The organism is Streptomyces globosus, assembly GCF_003325375.1.
Lineage (GTDB): Bacteria > Actinomycetota > Actinomycetes > Streptomycetales > Streptomycetaceae > Streptomyces > Streptomyces globosus_A.
Genome location: NZ_CP030862.1, coordinates 559,101 through 577,399 on the forward strand (window position 1 = coordinate 559,101; position 18,299 = coordinate 577,399).

Here is an 18,299-nt window from a genome sequence, read left to right on the forward strand (position 1 = left end):
CGGACGTGTCCGAACCAACGGTGTCGACCGTGACCGTGCTCGCCGCGGACTACTTCCTGGGCTATTCGGCCGTCGGCCTGCTGGCGGTCCTCGGCGTGCTCTTCGTGGCCGTCGCCTTCGGCGCGGGCCGCCTGCTGCGCCCCGTCGTCCCGACCCCCGAGAAGCTCCTGACGTACGAGTGCGGCGTCGACCCCGTGGGCGAGGGCTGGGCGCACACCCAGGTCCGCTACTACGTCTACGCCTTCCTCTACGTCATCTTCGCCGTCGACTCGATCTTCCTCTTCCCGTGGGCGACGGTGTTCGCCGCCGCAGGCTACGGCGCCACGACGCTCGTGGAGATGTTCGTCTTCCTGGGCTTCCTCGCCGTCGGCCTGCTCTACGCGTACAAGAAGGGCGTCCTCGAATGGACGTGACACCCGAGCCCCAGATGCTGCCGGAGCCCCGGCGCCTCGGGGTCCTGTCCCGGCTGGCCCCCGAGCCGATGAAGGTGGTCCTGAACTGGGGCCGCCGCTACAGCCTGTGGGTCTTCAACTTCGGCCTCGCCTGCTGCGCGATCGAGTTCATCGCCGCGTCGATGGCCCGCCACGACTTCATCCGGCTCGGCGTCATCCCCTTCGCGCCGGGCCCCCGCCAGGCCGACCTGATGATCGTCTCGGGCACGGTGACCGACAAGATGGCCCCGGCCGTCAAGCGGCTCTACGAGCAGATGCCCGAGCCGAAGTACGTCATCTCCTTCGGCGCCTGCTCCAACTGCGGCGGCCCGTACTGGGACTCGTACTCCGTCACCAAGGGCGTCGACCAGATCATCCCCGTCGACGTCTACGTCCCCGGCTGCCCGCCCCGCCCCGAGGCACTGCTCCAGGGCATCCTCAAGCTCCAGGAGAAGATCGCCCGCGAGTCGCTCGCCGAGCGGTACGCGCAGGCGCCCTCGGTGCCGCAGCTCACCAGCGGGCTGGTCACGCCCCCGCCCGCCCCGGGAGGCGGCGCATGAACCCGTACGACACCCTGCCCGACGCCGCCGCCAGCGTCTTCGGCGCCGAGGCCGTCGCCGAGAGCTCGTACGGCGTCCTCACCGTCGACGTCCCCGCCGGCAGCTGGATCTCCGCGCTGGAGACCGCCCGCGACAAGCTGGGCTGCACCTACTTCGACTGGCTGAGCGCCGTCGACGAGCCCGGCACCGGCTTCCGGATCTGCGCGCACGTCGTCGCGCTGGAGAACCGCCGCGTACGCCGCCTGCTGCTGCGCACGACCGTCCCGCACGCGGCGGCCTCGCTGCCGTCCGCCGTCGCCGTGTACGCGGGCGCCGCCTGGCACGAGCGCGAGACGCACGAGATGTTCGGCGTCGTCTTCACCGACCACCCCGGCCTGGCGCCGCTGCTCCTGCCGGAGAACTTCGAGGGCCACCCGCTGCGCAAGGACTTCGTCCTCGCCGCGCGCGTCGCGAAGGCCTGGCCGGGCGCGAAGGAGCCGGGCGAGGGTGCCGAGGCCGACGGGCCCAAGCGGCGCCAGATGCTGCCACCGGGCGTCCCCGACCCCAACGACTGGGGCCCCCTCAAGGGCCAGCTCCCGCCCGCCCCCGCCCGCCCGGCCCGCACCGCGCGCGCCGCGGGCGCGGCCGCCCGCACCCCGCGCGAGGGCGCACCGGTCCGCCGCACCCGCTCGGCGGCCGACGGCTCCGCCGGCCAGGCGGCCGCCGCTCCGGCGCCGGCTGAGGGTGCGGCCGGTGCGGAGGCTCCGGCGCGGCCCGCGCGGCGCATGCGGTCGGTGTCGGAGGGCTCGGCGAGCCAGGCGGCCGCCGCTCCGGCTCCGGCTGAGGGTGCGGAGGCTCCGGTGCGTCCGGCGCGGCGCACGCGGTCCGCGGCGGACGGCTCCGCCAGTCAGGCCACCGCGCCCGCGGCCCCGCCCGGCGGGGGAGAGGCCCCGGCAGCCGCGGGGGAGGAGCGGCCCGCCCGCAAGGCCGCCGCCCGGCGCAGCTCCGACGCGCCCTGGCACGACCCCAAGCCCGCCTTCGGTGAAACCGAGCCCCCGGCCGACCGGGAGCGCAAACCGGGACCCGCCCCCGCCGCCGAACCGGACACCCCGGCGACCGGCACCCGGAGCGGCAGCGGCAGCGACTCCGCCGAGACCACCACCCCCGACCCCACACCCGACAACGGAGGCGACGCGTGAACGACGCACTCGACGTCGCCCTGCGGCTGCTGGTCGTCTTCGCCGTCTTCCTCGTGCTCCCGCTCGTCGTCGGGCAGACCGAGCACAAGGTGATGGCGCACATGCAGGGCCGCCTCGGCCCCATGTACGCGGGCGGCTTCCACGGCTGGGCCCAGCTCGTCGCCGACGGCGTGAAGTTCGCGCAGAAGGAGGACGTGGTCCCCGCCGGGGCCGACCGCCGCATCTTCCAACTCGCCCCGGCCGTCGCCCTGCTCCCCTACCTCCTCGTCCTCATCGCCATCCCCGTCGGCCCCGGCGAGGGCGCCGTCGGGCAGGCGATCGACGCGGGCGTGTTCTTCGTCCTCGCCGTCATGGGCGTCGGCGTCCTCGGCAGCCTCATGGCCGGCTGGGCCTCCGCGAACAAGTTCTCCCTCCTCGGCGGCCTGCGCACCGCCGCCCAGCTCCTCGCCTACGAGCTGCCCATGCTGCTCACCGCCGCCTCCGTCGCCATGGCCGCCGGGACCGTGTCCCTGCCCGGCATCGTCGACGCCTTCGAGTGGTGGTGGCTGCCCTGGCAGATCACGGGCGCGCTCGTCTTCTTCGTCGCCGGGCTCGCCGAACTCCAGCGGCCCCCCTTCGACATGCCCGTCGCCGACTCCGAGATCATCTTCGGCGCGTACACCGAGTACACCGGCCTCCGCTTCGCCCTGTTCCTCCTCGCCGAGTACGCCGGCATCGTCGTCCTCTGCGCCCTGACCACCGTCCTCTTCCTCGGCGGCTGGCACGGGCCCGTCGCCGACGGCTGGGTGTGGACCCTCCTCAAGACCGCCGTCCTCGCCTTCGTCGTGATCTGGCTCCGCGTGAGCTACCCGCGCCTGCGCGAGGACCAGCTGCAGAAGCTCGCCTGGACCCTCCTCATCCCGCTCGCGCTCGCCCAGATCGCGCTCACCGGCATCGTGAAGGTGGCGATGAACTGATGCCCATCCCCGGATCCGGCCTGGCCAAGGGCCTCGCCGTCACCCTGCGCACGATGACGAAGCGCTCGCACACCGCCCAGTACCCCGAGGTGCAGCCCGAACTCCCGCCCCGCACCCGCGGGGTCATCGGCCTGTTCGAGGAGAACTGCACGGTCTGCATGCTGTGCGCCCGCGAGTGCCCCGACTGGTGCATCTACATCGACTCCCACAAGGAGACGGTGCCCGCCGCCACCCCCGGCGGCCGCGAGCGCAGCCGCAACGTCCTCGACCGCTTCGCCATCGACTTCTCGCTCTGCATGTACTGCGGCATCTGCATCGAGGTCTGCCCCTTCGACGCCCTCTTCTGGTCGCCGGAGTTCGAGTACGCGGAGACGGACATCCTCGACCTCACCCACGAGCGCGACAAGCTCCGCCAGTGGATGTGGACGGTGCCCGCCCCGCCCGCCCTCGACCCCGCCGCGGAGGAGCCCAAGGAGCTCGCCGCGGCCCGCAAGGCGGCGGACAAGGCCGAAGCCGCCGCCGCGGCTGCCGCAGCCGCAGCCGCCGAGCAGGCCTCCGCCGACCCGGCCGCAGGCCGCCCGGCCCCCGGGGAGGCGGACGCGTGACCCCCGCATCCACCGCCCTCGCCACCGCGGCGACGGCCGCCGCCGAGCGCGGCTTCCTCTCCCCGACCGGCGTCGAGATCGCCTTCGTCCTCGTCGGCCTCGCCACCCTCGGCGCAGCCCTCGTCACCGTCACCACCCGCCAACTCGTCCACGCCGCCCTGTGGCTGGTCGTGGCGCTCGGCGGGATCGCCGTCGAGTACCTGCTGCTCACCGCCGAGTTCATCGCCTGGGTCCAGGTCCTCATCTACCTCGGCTCCGTCGTCGTCCTCCTCCTCTTCGGCCTCATGCTCACCAAGGCCCCCATCGGCCGCTCCCCGGACGCCGACTCCGGCAACCGGTGGGTCGCCCTCGGCGTCGCCTCCTCCGCCGCCGCCGCACTCGTCTGGGTGGTCGTCGACGCCTTCCGCACCACCTGGATCGACCTCGACGGCCCCGTCCAGGGCTCCACCCGGGTCACCGGCGAAATCCTCTTCCGGCACTGGGTGCTGCCGTTCGAGGCCCTGTCCGTCCTCCTCCTCGCCGCCCTCATCGGCGCCATCGTGCTCTCCCGCAAGGACACGGCGGACACCGCCGCCGCACCCGCCGACGCCACCGACCAGGGGGAGCGCTGATGCACCTCGCCTACCCCGCCGTGCTCGCGGCGCTCCTCTTCTGCACCGGCCTCTACGGGGTCCTGGCCCGCCGCAACGCCATCCTGGTCCTGATGTCCGTCGAGCTCATGCTCAACGCCGTCAACCTCAACCTGGTGGCCTTCGACGTCTGGCTGCGCGACACCCTCCACGCCGGCCAGGCCCTCACCCTCTTCACCATCGCCATCGCCGCCGCCGAGATCGGCATCGGCCTCGCGATCGTGCTGATGGTCTACCGCAACCGGGGCACCTCGGACGTCGACCGGCTGCGCGACACCGCCGAAACCCGCGAACCCGACACGACCGGCACGACCGGCACCGCCCGGCCGGAGGTCGCCGCGTGAGCACCACCACCCTCGCCGTCCTCGTCCCGCTCCTCCCCTTCCTCGGCGCCGCCGCCGGCCTCCTCCTCGGGCGCACCGCCCCCGGCTTCGTCCGCCCTCTCGCCGTCCTCCCCGCCCTGGCCGCAGCCGTCCTCGCCGTGCTCGTCGCCGTCCGGCAGGGCGGGGGACCCGCCCTCGACGCCGCCACCGAGCTCACCCCCACCGGCTCCGTACCGATCGAGCTGTCCCTGCACCTCGACGGCTTCGCCGCCCTGACCGCCGTCCTCGTCGCGACCGTCTCCACCTGCGTCCAGCTGTACTCGACGGCCTACCTGCGCGAGGACCCCCGCTACCCCTCGTACGCCGCGCTCGTCTCCCTCTTCACCTCCGCCATGCTCCTCGTCGTCTACTCCGGCGACCTGATGGTGCTGCTGGTCGGCTGGGAGGTCATGGGCATCTGCTCCTACTTCCTCGTCGGCCACTACTGGGAGACCGAGGCGGCCCGCTCCGCCTCCCTCAAGGCGTTACTCGTCACCAAGCTCGGCGACGTCCCCTTCCTGATCGGCCTGTTCGCGCTCGCCGCCGACACCGGCTCCTTCCAGATCACCGACATCCTCGGCTCCGTCGCCGCGGGCGGGCTCGACCACCCGACCGTGATCGCCCTGCTGCTCCTCGCCGGCGTCGCCGGCAAGTCCGCGCAGTTCCCGCTGCACACCTGGCTCCCCGACGCCATGGCCGGCCCCACCCCCGTCTCCGCGCTGATCCACGCGGCGACGATGGTCGCCGCCGGCGTGTACTTCATCGCCCGCCTCCTCCCCGTCTTCACGGCCTCCCGGGCCGCGCTCCTCGTGATGGCCGCCATGGCCGCCGTCACGATGGCCGGCTCCGCCCTCGCCGCCCTCGCCCAGGACGACATCAAGCGGGTCCTCGCCTACTCCACCATCGGCCAGCTCGGCTACATGACCGGCGCCCTCGCCGTCGGCGACCGCGGCGCCGCCGTCTTCCACCTCCTGTCCCACGGCGCCTTCAAGGCCCTCCTCTTCCTCGGCGCCGGCGTGATCATCCACGCCGCCGGCACCAACTCCCTCGCCGCCATGGCCCGCATGGACGGCCTCGCCCGACGCGTCCCCGACGCCTTCTGGACCATGACGATCGGCCTGCTCGCGCTCGCCGCGATCCCGCCCTTCGCCGGCTTCTTCTCCAAGGAAGCCGTCCTCGTCGCCGCCGAGAACGCCGCCGCCGGCCACACCGAGGCCGTCCCCGCCGCCGCCGGCTGGCTCGTCCTCGCCTCCGGCGTGCTCACCGCCCTCCTCACCGCCGCCTACGCGACCCGCCTGTGGCTCATGGCCTTCCGCGGCCGCGGCGCCGCCGCCCCCGACCACGGCAGGCAGCCCCTCGCCATGACCGGCGTCCTGTGGCTGCTGGCCCTCCCCTCCCTCGCCTTCGGACTGGCCGCCGTCCCGCTCGCCGACTGGTTCGACGGCGGACAGCTCACCCCGACCGCGGCCACCACCGTCCTCGGCACCGGCGCCGCCGCCGTCGGCGCCCTGCTGACCTACGGCCTGTGGCAGCGCGCCGTCGCCGCCGCCGCGGCCGGCTCCTACCGCAGCGCCGAGCCCGTGCCCGCCTCCGTCGCCGCCGCCGAATCCGCCGCCGAGGCCCCCGAGGTCGCCGAGGTCACCCACGACCACCCCGCCGTCCCGGCCGGCCCCGCCCCCGACCCGGGCCGCGCCCTGCTCGGACCGCTCTACCGGCACGCCGCCGCCGGCTTCCACCTCGACGCCGTCTACGACCGGCTGTTCGTCCGGCCCGTCCGCGCCGCCGCCGGGCTCGTCCGCTTCCTGGACCGCGAGGTCGTCGACACGTACGTCGGCGGGGCCGGCGCCGGGACCAGGCTGCTCGGCAGCCTCGTCCGCCGCGCCCAGACCGGCAACGTGCAGAGCTACCTGAGCGCCCTGTTCGCCGGCGCCGTGGTCCTGGCGATCGCCACCGCCGTCCTCGCCAACCTCAACGCCGGATCGTGAGCCGTGAGCCAGCCGTGATCGATATCAGCCCGTCCGTGATGCAGCTCCTCCTGGCGTTCGCCGTCGCCGCACCCCTCCTCGGTGCCGCCGCGGCCCTGCTGCCGCCCCCGCCCGGCCTGAAGGGCAGGAACCCCGAACAGGCCGTGCTCCGCCACGGCGTGACCGTCACCGGCGCCGTCCTCGCCGCGGTCCTCGCCCTGGCCGCCGGCTTCGACCACGACCAGCCCTCCCGCTTCCAGGCGACCACGGACATCAGCTGGATCCCCGCGCTGAACGTCCGGATCCACCTCGGGGTCGACGGCATCTCGCTCCCCCTCCTCGTGATGACCGCGCTGCTGTTCTTCCTCTGCGCGCTCTACAGCTACTTCAAGCTGCCGGCAGGCCCCTCCGCCAAGGCGTTCACCGCGCTCCTCCTCGTCCTGGAGACCGGCACCCTCGCCACCTTCGCCGTCCTCGACCTGATGCTGTTCTTCCTCGCCTTCGAGACGGTCCTCATCCCCATGTACTTCCTCATCGCCCGCTGGGGCGGCGACCGGCGGCAGGCCGCCGCCTGGAAGTTCATCCTGTACACGCTCCTCGGCTCCGTCGTGATGCTGCTCGGCCTGCTCCTCCTCGGCCTGCACGCCGGCACGTTCGACATGACCGCCCTCGCCGCCGACGGCGGCCGCGGGCTGACCGCCACCACCCAGCTGCTGGCCGTCCTCGCCATCGGCGCCGGCCTCGCCGTGAAGACCCCGATGTGGCCGCTGCACAGCTGGCTGCCCGACGCCCACACGGCCGCCCCCACCGTCGGCTCCGTCCTCCTGGCCGGCGTCCTGCTGAAGATGGGCACCTACGGGTTCGTCCGCATCCTGCTGCCCGCCACCCCCGACGGCATGGAGACCGTCGCCCCGTACCTGGGCGCCTTCGGCGCCGTCGGCATCCTCTACGGATCCCTCGCCTGCCTGTGGCTGGCCCGCAAGGGCAACAAGGGCGACCTGAAGCGGCTCATCGCGTACTCCTCCGTCGGCCACATGGGCTTCGTCCTCCTCGGCATCGCCTCCATGACCCCGACCGGTGTCAACGGCGCGCTGTTCGCCAACATCGCCCACGGCCTCATCACCGGCCTTCTCTTCTTCCTCGTCGGCTCCCTCAAGGACCGCTACGGCACCGCCGACCTCGACACGCTCGCCGGCGCCACCGGAGCCGCCCTCTACGGCCGCGCCCCGCGCCTCGGCGCGCTCCTCGCCTTCGCGGCGGTCGCCTCGCTCGGCCTGCCCGGACTCGCCGGGTTCTGGGGCGAGATGCTCGCCCTGTTCGGCGCGTTCGACCCCGCCGAGGGCCTGTCCCGCCCCGCCTTCCTCACCTGGACCGCGATGGGCGCGTTCGGCACCCTCCTCACCGCCGCCTACCTGCTGGTCGTCGTCCGGCGCGTCTGCATGGGCGACCCCGCGGCGCAGCCGGCCGGCCCCGCCGCCCTCGCCGACGTCCGCGGCTACGAGTTCGCCGCCTGGACGCCGCTCGTCGCCCTCACCGTCCTCGCCGGCCTGTGGCCCGCGATCCTCCTCGGCCTCACCGACCCGGCCGTCCAGAAGCTCCTCGCAGGAGGCAAAGCATGACGGCCCTGCACGCGGCCACCACCGGCGGCGCCGCCGCGGCCACCGCCACGACCGCCGCAGAACCCGCGGCCGGCCTGGTCCAGAGCATCGACTGGCTCGCCATCGCCCCCGTCGTCGTCCCGGCCGCCGTCGCCCTTGCCGTCCTCGTCGCCGACCTGTTCGCGACCGAGCGGACGAAGCGGCTCCTCGGCTGGCTGTCCATCGCCGGCCTCGCCGCCGCCACCGCCCTGCTGCTGCCGCTGCGCGCCGGCGACCGCAGCACCTTCTGCCTGACCGGCGACCCCGGCGCGTGCAGCTACACCGCCGACCACTTCACCCTCGTCATCCAGTTCCTCGTGCTGGCCGGCGCCCTCGTCACCGCCCTGCTGTCCGTCACCGCGGTCCGCGAGGCCCGCATGCCGGACGGCGAGTACTGGTTCCTGCTGCTCTCCTCCGCCGCCGGGGCCGCCCTGCTGCCCGCCTCCCGCGACCTCGCCACCCTGATCGTCGCCCTGGAGGTCGCCTCCCTGCCCGCCTTCGCCCTCGTCGGCATGCGGCGCGGCGACCGGCTGTCCTCCGAGGCGGCCCTGAAGTTCTTCCTCTCCTCCGTCACCGCCACGGCCGTCTCCCTCTTCGGGATCAGCCTCGTCTACGCGGCCACCGGCTCCCTCCACCTGGAGCAGGTCGCCGACCGGCTGGACCACGTCCCCGGACAGCTCGACACCCTCGCGATGGCCGGCGTCGCGCTCACCCTCGTCGGCTTCGCCTTCAAGACCGCGGCCGTCCCCTTCCACTTCTGGGTGCCGGACACCTACGTCGGCGCGCCCCTGCCCATCGCCGGATACCTCTCCGTGATCGGCAAGGCCGTCGGCTTCACCGGCCTCATCCTCGTCACCGTCATCGCCTTCCCCGCCTACTCCGACATCTGGGGCCCGGCCCTCGCCGTCCTCGCCGCGCTCACCATGACCTTCGGCAACGCGGCCGCCGTCCGGCAGGACCCCGCCCGCCCCCACAGCGCGGTGCGGCTGCTCGCCTGGTCGTCCGTCGGCCAGGCCGGCTACCTCCTCGTGCCGATCGCCGCCGCCGCGTACTCCGGCCGCGACGAGATCGGCGCCACCGTCGCCTACGCGCTCATGTACGCCGCCGCGAACCTCGGCGCGTTCGCCGTGGCCGCGCTCGTCGCCCGCACCAAGCCGCTGCACCGCATCGCCGACTACCGCGGCCTGTACGCCGAGCGGCCCGCCGCCGCCCTCGCGCTCGCGTTCTTCCTGCTCTGCCTGGCCGGCCTGCCGCCGGGCATCATCGGGCTGTTCGCGAAGGTCGCCGTCTTCGGCTCCGCGGTCGACGCGGGACTGGGCTGGCTGGCCGTCGTGATGGCCGCCAACGTCGTCATCGCCCTGTACTACTACCTGCGCTGGACCGCCCTGCTCTTCAGGGCCCCGGAAGGCGCCGCGGAAGGCGCCGCGGGGGCGGCCGGGGCGCGCGTACGGGCCCCGTGGCCCGTCACCGCCGCGATCGCCGTCACGGCCGCCGTCTCGGTCCTCCTCTCGGGCGCCCCGCAGGCCGTCCTCCGCTTCGCCTCGGGCACCCTCTTCCCGCACTGACCGCCGGCCGCCCCGCCGGCCGCCCTCGCCCCGGCCGGCGCCGGCCGCCCTCGCCCGGCCGCCCCGCCGCGACCGCGCCCGCTCCGGCGTCACCCGGACGGAGCAGCGGCCGCGCCGACCGCCCGCCCCCGCCCCGGCCCGGCCGCGGGGGCGGCCGCCGCCGCGCCCCGCCCCGTACGCCGCGGGAACCACGCGCCCCCACCTCGCGTTGACCTGGAAGGGAGGGTCCACTGGACCGTGGACCCCCGCGAGGTTCCCCGCCGCACCACTTGGAGGGCGTACCGTGCACCGCCGGCACAACGGGCTGAAGACCGCCGTACTCCTCGGCGGGCTGTCCGCACTCATCATCGTCATCGGAAGCCTCTTCGGCCGGGGCGGCCTGATCATCGCCGTCCTGGTCGCCCTCGCGACGAACGCGTACGCGTACTGGAACAGCGACAAGCTGGCTCTACGCGCGATGCGCGCCCGCCCCGTCAGCGAGTTCGAGGCCCCCGCCCTCTACCGGATCGTGCGCGAGCTCTCCACCTCCGCGCGCCAGCCCATGCCCCGGCTCTACATCTCGCCGACCGCCGCGCCGAACGCCTTCGCCACCGGCCGCAACCCGCGCAACGCCGCCGTCTGCGTCACCGACGGCATCCTGCGCATACTCGACGAGCGCGAGCTGCGCGGCGTGATCGGACACGAGCTCAGCCACGTCTACAACCGCGACATCCTGATCTCGTCCGTCGCCGGAGCGCTCGCCTCCGTGATCATGTTCCTGGTGAACTTCGCCTGGCTGATCCCGGTCGGCCGGTCCAGCGACGACGAGGGCCCCGGCCTCTTCGGCATGCTGCTGGTCATGATCCTGGGCCCGCTCGCCGCCTCCGTCATCCAGCTCGCCATCAGCCGCTCCCGCGAGTACGAGGCGGACGCCTCCGGAGCCCAGCTCACCGGCGACCCCCTCGCCCTCGCCGGCGCCCTGCGCAAGCTGGACGCCGGCACCAAGCAGCTCCCGCTGCCCCCCGAGCCCCGGCTGGAGACGGCGAGCCACATGATGATCGCCAACCCGTTCCGCCCAGGCCAGGGCCTTTCTAAGATGTTCTCCACCCACCCCCCGATGGCCGAGCGCATCGCCCGGCTCGAACAGATGGCAGGCCGCAGACAGTGAAGACCATCCTCAACGTCATCTGGCTCGTCCTCAGCGGCGTCTGGCTGTTCCTGGGCTACTGCCTCGCGGGCGTGCTCCTGTGCATCACGATCATCGGCATCCCCTTCGGCATAGCCGCCTTCCGCATCGCCGTCTACGCCCTGTGGCCCTTCGGGTACACCACGGTCGAGAGGCGCGACGCCGGAGCCCCGTCCTGCGTCGGCAACGTGCTGTGGCTCGTCCTCGCCGGCTGGTGGCTGGCCCTGGGCCACATCGCGACCGGCATCGCGCTGTGCCTCACGATCATCGGCATCCCGTTCGGCATCGCGAACTTCAAGATGGTCCCGCTCTCCCTGCTCCCGCTGGGCCGCGAGATCGTCCCCACCGACGCCCCGTTCGCCTCCCGATAGGCGGCCCGCAGGCGCCCCGGTACCGAAGCAACCCACGGTCAGGAAGAACCAGTGTCGGCAGCGCGCACGGGCACGACCCTGTCGGTCATCGTGCCGATGTACAACGAGGAGGAGGCCCTCCCCGCCCTCGTCGCCCGGCTCCGCCCGGTCCTCGACGGCACCGGCGCCCCCTACGAGGTCCTCGCCGTCGACGACGGCAGCACCGACGGCACCGCGGAACTCCTGGAGAAGCACCGCGCCGACTGGCCCGAGCTGCGGATCATCCGGCTCCGCGGCAACTCAGGCCACCAGGCCGCCCTCCGCGCCGGACTGCACCGCTCCCGCGGCGCCTACGTGGCCAGCCTCGACGCCGACCTCCAGGACCCGCCCGAGAAGGTCCCGGAGATGCTGGACCTCGCCCGCGCCGAGAACCTCGACATCGTCTACGGCGTCCGCTCCGACCGCAGCACCGACACCGGCTTCAAACGCCGCACCGCCGGCGCCTACTACTGGCTGATGCGGCGCCTCGTCGGCAAACAGGTGCCCGCACAGGCCGGGGACTTCCGGCTGCTCAGCCGCGAGGCCGTCGAGGCCCTCAAGGCCCTGCCCGACCAGCACCAGGTCTACCGGCTCCTCGTCCCCTGGCTCGGCTTCCCCAGCGGCCAGGTCACCTACCGGCGCGGCGAGCGCGTCGCGGGCGAGACCAAGTACCCGCTGAGCAAGATGATCCGCCTCGCCGCGGACGGCATCACCAACTTCTCCGCCGCCCCGCTGCGCATCGCGACCTGGCTCGGCGCGGTCAGCTTCGTCGCCTGCCTCCTGCTGATCTGCGCCAGCCTGGTGGTGTTCCTGCTGGGCCGGACCGTGCCCGGCTGGACCTCGCTGTTCGTCGCGATGCTGTTCCTCGGCGGCGTCCAGCTGATCTGCGTCGGCCTGCTCGGCGAGTACATCGGCCGCATCTACACCGCCGTCCAGCGCCGCCCCACGTACTTCGTCGGCTACGACTCGGCCGACGCCGCAGCCGAGGCCGACGCCGGCCGCGCGGAAGACCGGGAGCCCGGCCGTCCGGACGGCGCCTGACGCCCCCGCACCACGGCCCGCCGCCCACGCCCCGCAGGCCGGCCGCCCCCGGTGCACACCAGAACGCCCCCCGGCCGTCGGCGACGGCGGGAGGCGCCTTCCGGGCCGGGGGCCACCCGGCTCAGCGGTAGTTCACGAACTGGATGGCGAAGTCCAGGTCCTTGCCCTTGAGCAGCGCCTGGACGGCCTGCAGGTCGTCGCGGCTCTTGGAGCTGACGCGCAGCTCGTCGCCCTGCACCTGCGCCTTGACGCCCTTCGGGCCCTCGTCGCGGATCATCTTCGCCACCTTCTTGGCGTTCTCCTGGGAGATGCCCTCCTGGATCGAAGCGAAGATCTTGTACTCCTTGCCGGACAGCTGCGGCTCACCGGCGTCGAGCGCCTTCAGCGAGATGCCGCGCTTGACCAGCTTGGTCTCGAACACGTCCAGGACGGCCTTCACGCGGTCCTCGGAGTTCGCCTCCATCAGGATCTTCTCGCCCGACCAGGCGATGCTCGCACCGGTGCCCTTGAAGTCGTAGCGCTGCGAGAGTTCCTTGGCGGCCTGGTTGAGGGCGTTGTCGACCTCCTGCCGCTCGACCTTCGAGACGATGTCGAAACTGGAGTCGGCCATGTGCTGTGGCTCCTTGAAGTCGGCTGTCGGTGCCCCGGAGGGCCGCGGCCGGCCATGCCCGGCCCGCTCCGCAAAGCCTAGCCACCGCAGATGGCGCAAGCGCTGATCAATCCGGTGGCGGAGCACCCCGGAGCATCGGGTATTGTTTACGTCGTTGCCAGGGAGCACCGCCGCAAAGCGGTCTCGGAAGGCGACATCCCATGGCGGTGTGCCCGAGTGGCCAATGGGAGCGGACTGTAAATCCGTCGGCTTAGCCTACCCAGGTTCGAATCCTGGCGCCGCCACACTGGAGGAACGGCCCCTGATCTGCGGAAACGCGATCAGGGGCCGTTCTGCGTTCCCCGGGTGGCGCGTTAGTGTCGGGGCATGGGTGGGAGGACGTACAGGGCGGGGCTGTGCCGACGGTGCGGGAAGCCGCTGGTCGACGGCGGGCGGCGCAGGCCGAAGCGGTTCTGCAGCCGGTGGCACCGGATCAGGCACTGGATCTCGAACATCGTCGAGGCCGTCATGGACTCCGCCTAGCCGTCCTGGGGCAGGGCCGCCTGCCAGGACCAGGTCGTGCGGCGCGGGCGGTCCGGGAGGGCTGCGCGGCCCGCCGACCACAGCAGGGCGTCGGGGCGCGGACCCGCCGCCGGGGCGTCCGGGAAGAGGCGGGCCAGCACCAGGGCCGACAGGTCGGCGACCTGGGCCGCGTACGCGAACAGGTCGTGCGCGACGTGCGCCGCCGTCGTCCAGCACGACCATTCGAGTGAACCCGCCCGGACCGTCCAGTCCCTGCCGCCGTGCGGTGACAGGGCCGACAGCATTCCGGCCGCCGCCCGTTCGACGTCGGAGCCCCGCAAGCGCCGCATCGTCCCCGTCCCCTGTTCGTTCACCCTGCGTGAAGTGGATCTCAGACACCCGCGGAAAGGTCGGAGGCGGCGTGCTCGCCGCCCTCATCGGCGCAGGCATCCCCGCCATCGTAGGAGCGGCCCTGGACGGGCCGGAGCCGGAGCCGTACCGGGAGACGCGCCTGTACTTCGGTACGGACCGCCCCGGCGGCCTGCCGCCCGTCACCGAGCAGGAGTTCACCCGGTTCCTGGACCGGGAGATCACCCCCGCGTTCCCGGAGGGGCTGACGGTGCTCGACGGCGTCGGCCGCTGGCGCGCCGGCGACGGCGCCATGATCCGGGAGCAGTCCTACGAGGTCGTCCTGCTGTACCCGGAGAAGGACGCCGGCGTCCGCAGCGTCCGCATCGAGCGGATCCGCTCCGCCTACGAGCAGCAGTTCGCGCAGGACTCCGTCGGGCGGTCCGACGACAAGGTGACCGCCGACTTCTGAGGCGGCCTCAGGCGGTCCGGACGCGGCCTCAGTTGCCCGCCACCGCCTTCACCGCCACCGGCACCGGCACCGGGCCGGAGACCAGCTCCAGCGTCAGGCCCGCCGTCGCCGGCGTCTCCACCAGTTCCGCCAGCACCGCCGCCACGTCGTCCCGGGGCACCGCCCCGGGGCCCGTCGAGGCCTCCAGGTCCACCAGCCCGGTCCCCGGCTCGTCCAGCAGCGAGCCGGGCCGCAGCACCGTCCACTCCAGGCCGAGGCGGGTGCGCAGGTGGTCGTCCGCCTCGCCCTTCGCCCGCAGGTAGGCGTCGAACACCTCGCCGCCCTCGTGGCGGGCGTCCGCGCCCATCGAAGAGACCATCAGGAAGCGGCGCACACCGGCCCGTTCCGCCGCGTCCGCGAAGAGGACCGCCGCGCCCCGGTCCACGGTGTCCTTGCGGGCGGCCCCGCTGCCAGGCCCGGCGCCGGCCGCGAAGACGGCGGCGTCCGCGCCCGCCAGGATGCCCGCCACGTGGTCGACGGTGGCCGACTCCAGGTCGCAGAGCACCGGTTCCGCGCCCGCCTCGCGCAGGTCGTCCTCCTGCGTGCGGTCGCGGACGATGCCCGCGACCCCGTACCCGCGCGCGGCGAGCAGCCGCTCCAGCCGCAGCGCGATCCGACCGTGTCCACCCGCGATGACGATGCGCATGAGGCGACCGTACGACGACCCGGGCCCGCCCGCCCGCGCACGGCCGCCGCCCGCTCAGGGGCCCGGCTCCATCCGGCCCTGCCGGGGAAGGTCGAGGGCCACCGCGACCGCCGAGTCGCAGTACTCCCGCACGGCGCTCGTACGGGCCACCACGCGCCCGCGGTGCACCACGATCCGGCTGTACGCCAGCGACAGCACCCCGGCGATCCGGTCCCCGCGCACCGCGAGCAGCTCCGCCGGAGCCCCCGGCTCCACCCGCACCTCCGGCAGGCCCATCGCCTCCCGGGCGGCGGAGCCGACCGCCTCGTACGCCTCCGCGGGCCGCAGCCCGCCCTGCGACGCCAGCAGGTAGGCGGCCTCCAGGGGGTCGCCGCGGCCGACCGGGTTCCCGGTGTCGCGCAGCGCCCCGCTGCCGGCCGCGACCCGCACCCCGGCGGCCCGCAGCAGCCGCACCGGCGCGGTGCGCAGGCCGCGCCGCTCCAGGGCCGCGCAGTCGCCCTGCGGCAGGCAGATCACCCGTACGCCTGCCTCGGCCAGCTGGTCGGCGGCCCGGTGCGCCGCCTCCAGCGGCAGCCGCGACAGCCCGCCGCAGGGGCCGATCACCACGCCGGGGCGCAGCCCGCGGGCCATCGCGGCGATCCGGGCGAGGCGGTCCGGGTCGCCGCCGTCGGTGTGCAGGTCCACGGGGCAGCCGTGCTCGGAGGCGAGGCCCAGGACGGCTTCGAGGTGGCCCGCGGGGTCCGGGTCGAGGTCGGGGCAGCCGCCGACGACCGAGGCGCCCATGCGGACGGCGTCCCGGAGCATGGCGCGGCCGTCCGCGCCGGCCGTGCCGGTGAGCAGCCGGGGCACGGCGGCGGCGGTCAGGTCGGTGAGGCCGCGGAGGGAGCGGCGGGCCTGGAGGACGGCCTCCAGCGGGCCGAGGCCGTGCGCGCCGCCGATCCGGACGTGGGAGCGGACGGCGGTGGCGCCGTGGCCGAGCTGGAGCAGGGCGGCCTCGGTGGCCCGGCGCTGCACCTCGTCGGGGGCGTAGGAGACGGGCCCGGCGCAGTCGGCGGTCAGGGCGGTGTCCCCGTGGGCGTGCGGTTCGGCCGGGGCGGGCAGCAGCAGCCAGCCGGTGAGGTCGACGCGGGCCGAGGCGCCGGAGGGCATGCTGCCCGCCGCCCCGACGGCCTGGACGCGGCCGCCGCCGAGCCGTACGTCGACCAGGCGGCCGTCGGCGAGGCGGGCGCCGGCCAGCAGCAGGGCGGCGGACTCGGCGGCGGCCGCCGCCGCGGGGCCGGGCGGGTGCGCCGGGCCGGGGCCCCGGCCCTGGGGGGCGCCGGGGGAGGGTGCGCCGCCGGGGGGCCGCGGGGCCCGGCCGCCGCCGTCGCCGCGGCCGTTGCGGGGGGACGGGGGCGGCTGCGGCGGCTGGCTGTCGGACATCGCGCTCCTGCGGGGCTCGGGGCGGTCCCGGACCGGTCGGCTCGGCCCGCGGCCCAAGATCACGCGTTCCGGCGAGCCTAGGGTGCGGGGCTGCCGGCATCGCGGAGGAGCGCAATAGTCGTACCGCCGTGCCCGCTCGCCGCGGCAGCCCGTGACGCCCTCCGCGGGGCCCTTCCCGGGGCCCCGCGCGCCCGGTCGCGGCCCGGTCCGGAAGGCCCCGGAGGGGCCCCGCGGGCGGGCCCCGGCAATGGATTTGGGCGATCGGCGGGCAACCGTGTAATGTCTTCCTCGCTCGCCCCAATAGCTCAGTCGGTAGAGCGTCTCCATGGTAAGGAGAAGGTCTGCGGTTCGATTCCGCATTGGGGCTCTGGTGAGAGAGGCCCCCCGCCTTAGGGCGGGGAGCCGATCACATCAAAGCGGCGTAGCTCAGTCGGTAGAGCAAGCGGCTCATAATCGCTGTGTCACCGGTTCAAGTCCGGTCGCCGCTACCCACAGTAGCCGATTGCGGGGTCGGTCTCCCGATCGGCTACTCTTTTATGCGTTCGATCCGTCCATTAGTCCGTCAAGGAGCACTCACGTGGCTGCCACCGACGTCCGCCCGAAGATCACGCTGGCCTGCGTGGAGTGCAAGGAGCGGAACTACATCACCAAGAAGAACCGGCGCAACAACCCGGACCGTCTTGAGATGAAGAAGCACTGCCCGCGCTGCAACTCGCACACGGCGCACCGCGAGACCCGCTGACACTGGCGAAGTCTCCGATTCAGGCAACGTCATGAGGTCGTCCCCTGCAAAGGGGGGCGGCCTCGTGTCGTTTCCGCGATCATTTCCACTTGTCCAAGCAGGAGGTAGGGAGCCATGGCGCTCGACCAGTCCTTCGTCGGGCGGAGCTACCCGCCCACCGATCCCTACGAGGTCGGCCGGGAGAAGATCCGCGAATTCGCGGTGGCTGTCGGGGACGCCCATCCCGTCTACACCGACCCCGAGGCCGCCAAGGCCGCCGGGTACCCGGACGTGATCGCCCCGCCGACCTTCGTGTTCGCGATCACCTTCGCCGCCGCCGGGCAGGTCGTCGCCGACCCGCAGCTCGGCCTCGACTACAGCCGCGTCGTCCACGGCGACCAGAAGTTCGCCTACACCCGCCCCGTCCGCGCCGGCGACCGCCTCTCGGTGACCTCCACCATCGAGGCCGTGAGGACCATGGCCGGCAACGACATCATCGACATCCGCGGCGAGGTCCACGACGAGACCGGCGAGCACGTGGTGACGGCGTGGACGAAGCTCGTCTCCCGCGCCCCCGAGGAGGCCTGACGATGACCGCGCAGATCAAGTACGACGACGTCGAGGTCGGCACCGAGCTGCCCGCCGCGTCCTTCCCCGTGACCCGCGCCACCCTCGTGCAGTACGCCGGCGCCTCCGGCGACTTCAACCCGATCCACTGGAACGAGAGGTTCGCCAAGGAGGTCGGCCTCCCGGACGTCATCGCCCACGGCATGTTCACCATGGCGCAGGCGATCCGCGTCGTCACCGACTGGGCCGGCGACCCCGGCGCCGTCGTCGAGTACGGCGTCCGCTTCACCAACCCGGTCGTCGTCCCCGACGACGGCACCGGCGCCGTGATCGACGTCACCGCCAAGGTGGCCGCCAAGCTCGACGGCAACCAGGTCCGCGTCGACCTCGTCGCCACCGCCGCCGGCCAGAAGGTCCTCGGCCGCTCCCGCGCCGTCGTCGCCCTCGCCTGACCGGCCGCCACACGGCACCGGCACCGGCACCCGTACGGT

The 18,299-nt window shown here is 73.8% G+C and carries 22 protein-coding genes and 3 tRNA genes; 20 read left to right on the plus strand and 5 right to left on the minus strand.

Translation table 11 applies throughout. The features are described from left to right. Positions 1-5 precede the first annotated feature (5 nt). The 13 genes from C0216_RS02645 (at position 6) to C0216_RS02705 (ending at position 12,482) form a co-directional block, all read left to right on the plus strand. Positions 6-413 (plus strand): NADH-quinone oxidoreductase subunit A, encoded by a 408-nt coding sequence (locus tag C0216_RS02645; protein ID WP_114053694.1) that lies wholly within the window; start codon positions 6-8, stop codon positions 411-413. Then, on the plus strand, positions 404-991 hold the full coding sequence (locus C0216_RS02650; RefSeq protein ID WP_114053695.1) for an NADH-quinone oxidoreductase subunit B: 588 nt from the start codon (positions 404-406) through the stop codon (positions 989-991). The genes C0216_RS02645 and C0216_RS02650 overlap by 10 nt, the downstream gene beginning before the upstream one ends. Continuing rightward, on the plus strand, positions 988-2,169 hold the full coding sequence (locus tag C0216_RS02655; RefSeq protein ID WP_114053696.1) for an NADH-quinone oxidoreductase subunit C: 1,182 nt from the start codon (positions 988-990) through the stop codon (positions 2,167-2,169). The genes C0216_RS02650 and C0216_RS02655 overlap by 4 nt, the downstream gene beginning before the upstream one ends. Next, positions 2,166-3,125, plus strand: coding sequence for a complex I subunit 1/NuoH family protein (locus tag C0216_RS02660; RefSeq protein ID WP_114053697.1), 960 nt, complete (start codon positions 2,166-2,168; stop codon positions 3,123-3,125). The genes C0216_RS02655 and C0216_RS02660 overlap by 4 nt, the downstream gene beginning before the upstream one ends. Next, entirely contained in the window at positions 3,125-3,730 is a 606-nt protein-coding gene (locus C0216_RS02665) for a NuoI/complex I 23 kDa subunit family protein (RefSeq protein WP_428985383.1), read from the plus strand. Before C0216_RS02660 ends, C0216_RS02665 begins: the two co-directional genes overlap by 1 nt. After that, on the plus strand, positions 3,727-4,341 hold the full coding sequence (locus tag C0216_RS02670) for an NADH-quinone oxidoreductase subunit J family protein (protein ID WP_114053698.1): 615 nt from the start codon (positions 3,727-3,729) through the stop codon (positions 4,339-4,341). Before C0216_RS02665 ends, C0216_RS02670 begins: the two co-directional genes overlap by 4 nt. Continuing rightward, the gene (gene nuoK, locus C0216_RS02675; RefSeq protein ID WP_114053699.1) at positions 4,341-4,703 is read left to right on the plus strand and encodes an NADH-quinone oxidoreductase subunit NuoK; all 363 of its coding nucleotides are present in this window, start codon (positions 4,341-4,343) and stop codon (positions 4,701-4,703) included. Before C0216_RS02670 ends, nuoK begins: the two co-directional genes overlap by 1 nt. Next, positions 4,700-6,706 (plus strand): NADH-quinone oxidoreductase subunit 5 family protein, encoded by a 2,007-nt coding sequence (locus C0216_RS02680; protein ID WP_114053700.1) that lies wholly within the window; start codon positions 4,700-4,702, stop codon positions 6,704-6,706. The genes nuoK and C0216_RS02680 overlap by 4 nt, the downstream gene beginning before the upstream one ends. A gap of 14 nt (positions 6,707-6,720) precedes the next feature. Next, complete coding sequence (locus C0216_RS02685) at positions 6,721-8,304, plus strand: complex I subunit 4 family protein (protein WP_114053701.1); 1,584 nt, start codon at positions 6,721-6,723, stop codon at positions 8,302-8,304. Continuing rightward, positions 8,301-9,887, plus strand: a complete 1,587-nt coding sequence (locus C0216_RS02690) for an NADH-quinone oxidoreductase subunit N (RefSeq protein WP_114053702.1) — start codon at positions 8,301-8,303, stop codon at positions 9,885-9,887. Before C0216_RS02685 ends, C0216_RS02690 begins: the two co-directional genes overlap by 4 nt. A gap of 283 nt (positions 9,888-10,170) precedes the next feature. Beyond that, entirely contained in the window at positions 10,171-11,034 is an 864-nt protein-coding gene (gene htpX, locus C0216_RS02695) for a zinc metalloprotease HtpX (protein ID WP_114053703.1), read from the plus strand. Then, positions 11,031-11,423, plus strand: a complete 393-nt coding sequence (locus tag C0216_RS02700) for a YccF domain-containing protein (protein ID WP_114053704.1) — start codon at positions 11,031-11,033, stop codon at positions 11,421-11,423. Before htpX ends, C0216_RS02700 begins: the two co-directional genes overlap by 4 nt. A 51-nt stretch (positions 11,424-11,474) precedes the next feature. Further along, positions 11,475-12,482, plus strand: a complete 1,008-nt coding sequence (locus tag C0216_RS02705) for a glycosyltransferase family 2 protein (protein ID WP_281277901.1) — start codon at positions 11,475-11,477, stop codon at positions 12,480-12,482. A gap of 121 nt (positions 12,483-12,603) precedes the next feature. Here the strand turns inward: C0216_RS02705 and C0216_RS02710 are convergent, their stop codons facing one another. After that, positions 12,604-13,092 carry a YajQ family cyclic di-GMP-binding protein gene (locus C0216_RS02710; protein WP_114053705.1) on the minus strand — a complete coding sequence of 163 codons (489 nt, stop codon included), beginning with the start codon at positions 13,090-13,092 and terminating at the stop codon, positions 12,604-12,606. A gap of 202 nt (positions 13,093-13,294) precedes the next feature. On the opposite strand from C0216_RS02710, the gene C0216_RS02715 reads away from it, so the two are divergent. Further along, positions 13,295-13,376: transfer RNA gene (locus C0216_RS02715), tRNA-Tyr, on the plus strand. A 69-nt stretch (positions 13,377-13,445) separates the two neighbouring features. On the opposite strand, the gene C0216_RS33315 is transcribed toward C0216_RS02715, so the two are convergent. Together C0216_RS33315 and C0216_RS02720 are read right to left on the minus strand one after the other, a co-directional pair. Beyond that, positions 13,446-13,601 (minus strand): hypothetical protein, encoded by a 156-nt coding sequence (locus tag C0216_RS33315; RefSeq protein WP_162793106.1) that lies wholly within the window; start codon positions 13,599-13,601, stop codon positions 13,446-13,448. A gap of 9 nt (positions 13,602-13,610) precedes the next feature. Next, positions 13,611-13,943, minus strand: coding sequence for a hypothetical protein (locus C0216_RS02720; protein WP_216827051.1), 333 nt, complete (start codon positions 13,941-13,943; stop codon positions 13,611-13,613). Positions 13,944-13,972: 29 nt separating this feature from the next. Between C0216_RS02720 and C0216_RS02725 the strand changes: the two genes are divergently transcribed. Then, the gene (locus C0216_RS02725) at positions 13,973-14,413 is read left to right on the plus strand and encodes a DUF3574 domain-containing protein (protein WP_114053706.1); all 441 of its coding nucleotides are present in this window, start codon (positions 13,973-13,975) and stop codon (positions 14,411-14,413) included. Positions 14,414-14,441: 28 nt separating this feature from the next. Here the strand turns inward: C0216_RS02725 and C0216_RS02730 are convergent, their stop codons facing one another. Together C0216_RS02730 and C0216_RS02735 are read right to left on the minus strand one after the other, a co-directional pair. Continuing rightward, entirely contained in the window at positions 14,442-15,098 is a 657-nt protein-coding gene (locus C0216_RS02730) for an SDR family oxidoreductase (RefSeq protein ID WP_114053707.1), read from the minus strand. A 54-nt stretch (positions 15,099-15,152) separates the two neighbouring features. Next, entirely contained in the window at positions 15,153-16,520 is a 1,368-nt protein-coding gene (locus C0216_RS02735; protein WP_174250336.1) for a hydrolase, read from the minus strand. A 294-nt stretch (positions 16,521-16,814) separates the two neighbouring features. Between C0216_RS02735 and C0216_RS02740 the strand changes: the two genes are divergently transcribed. The 5 genes from C0216_RS02740 to C0216_RS02760 all read left to right on the plus strand — a co-directional run bounded on the left by C0216_RS02740 (position 16,815) and on the right by C0216_RS02760 (position 18,260). Next, positions 16,815-16,887, plus strand: a tRNA-Thr gene (locus tag C0216_RS02740). A gap of 48 nt (positions 16,888-16,935) precedes the next feature. Continuing rightward, positions 16,936-17,008 (plus strand) — tRNA-Met (locus C0216_RS02745). Between the two features lie 89 nt (positions 17,009-17,097). Then, positions 17,098-17,262: a 50S ribosomal protein L33 gene (rpmG, locus tag C0216_RS02750; protein WP_003956487.1), complete on the plus strand. Its 165-nt coding sequence runs from the start codon at positions 17,098-17,100 to the stop codon at positions 17,260-17,262. A 114-nt stretch (positions 17,263-17,376) separates the two neighbouring features. Then, positions 17,377-17,829, plus strand: a complete 453-nt coding sequence (locus tag C0216_RS02755) for a MaoC family dehydratase N-terminal domain-containing protein (RefSeq protein WP_114053709.1) — start codon at positions 17,377-17,379, stop codon at positions 17,827-17,829. Positions 17,830-17,831: 2 nt separating this feature from the next. Continuing rightward, positions 17,832-18,260 carry a MaoC family dehydratase gene (locus tag C0216_RS02760; RefSeq protein ID WP_114053710.1) on the plus strand — a complete coding sequence of 143 codons (429 nt, stop codon included), beginning with the start codon at positions 17,832-17,834 and terminating at the stop codon, positions 18,258-18,260. The last annotated feature ends 39 nt before the right edge of the window (positions 18,261-18,299 follow it).

What these genes read in the sequence shown, in the direction of transcription:
- C0216_RS02655 (WP_114053696.1), top strand. Translation starts at nt 988, where the DNA reads ATGAACCCGTACGACACCCTGCCCGACGCCGCCGCCAGCGTCTTCGGC.
- nuoK (WP_114053699.1), top strand. Translation starts at nt 4,341, where the DNA reads ATGCACCTCGCCTACCCCGCCGTGCTCGCGGCGCTCCTCTTCTGCACC.
- C0216_RS02755 (WP_114053709.1), top strand. Translation starts at nt 17,377, where the DNA reads ATGGCGCTCGACCAGTCCTTCGTCGGGCGGAGCTACCCGCCCACCGAT.
- C0216_RS02710 (WP_114053705.1), bottom strand. Translation starts at nt 13,092, where the DNA reads ATGGCCGACTCCAGTTTCGACATCGTCTCGAAGGTCGAGCGGCAGGAG.
- C0216_RS02690 (WP_114053702.1), top strand. Translation starts at nt 8,301, where the DNA reads ATGACGGCCCTGCACGCGGCCACCACCGGCGGCGCCGCCGCGGCCACC.
- C0216_RS02650 (WP_114053695.1), top strand. Translation starts at nt 404, where the DNA reads ATGGACGTGACACCCGAGCCCCAGATGCTGCCGGAGCCCCGGCGCCTC.
- C0216_RS02730 (WP_114053707.1), bottom strand. Translation starts at nt 15,098, where the DNA reads ATGCGCATCGTCATCGCGGGTGGACACGGTCGGATCGCGCTGCGGCTG.
- C0216_RS33315 (WP_162793106.1), bottom strand. Translation starts at nt 13,601, where the DNA reads ATGACGGCCTCGACGATGTTCGAGATCCAGTGCCTGATCCGGTGCCAC.
- C0216_RS02735 (WP_174250336.1), bottom strand. Translation starts at nt 16,520, where the DNA reads ATGTCCGACAGCCAGCCGCCGCAGCCGCCCCCGTCCCCCCGCAACGGC.
- C0216_RS02720 (WP_216827051.1), bottom strand. Translation starts at nt 13,943, where the DNA reads ATGCGGCGCTTGCGGGGCTCCGACGTCGAACGGGCGGCGGCCGGAATG.
- C0216_RS02760 (WP_114053710.1), top strand. Translation starts at nt 17,832, where the DNA reads ATGACCGCGCAGATCAAGTACGACGACGTCGAGGTCGGCACCGAGCTG.
- C0216_RS02665 (WP_428985383.1), top strand. Translation starts at nt 3,125, where the DNA reads ATGCCCATCCCCGGATCCGGCCTGGCCAAGGGCCTCGCCGTCACCCTG.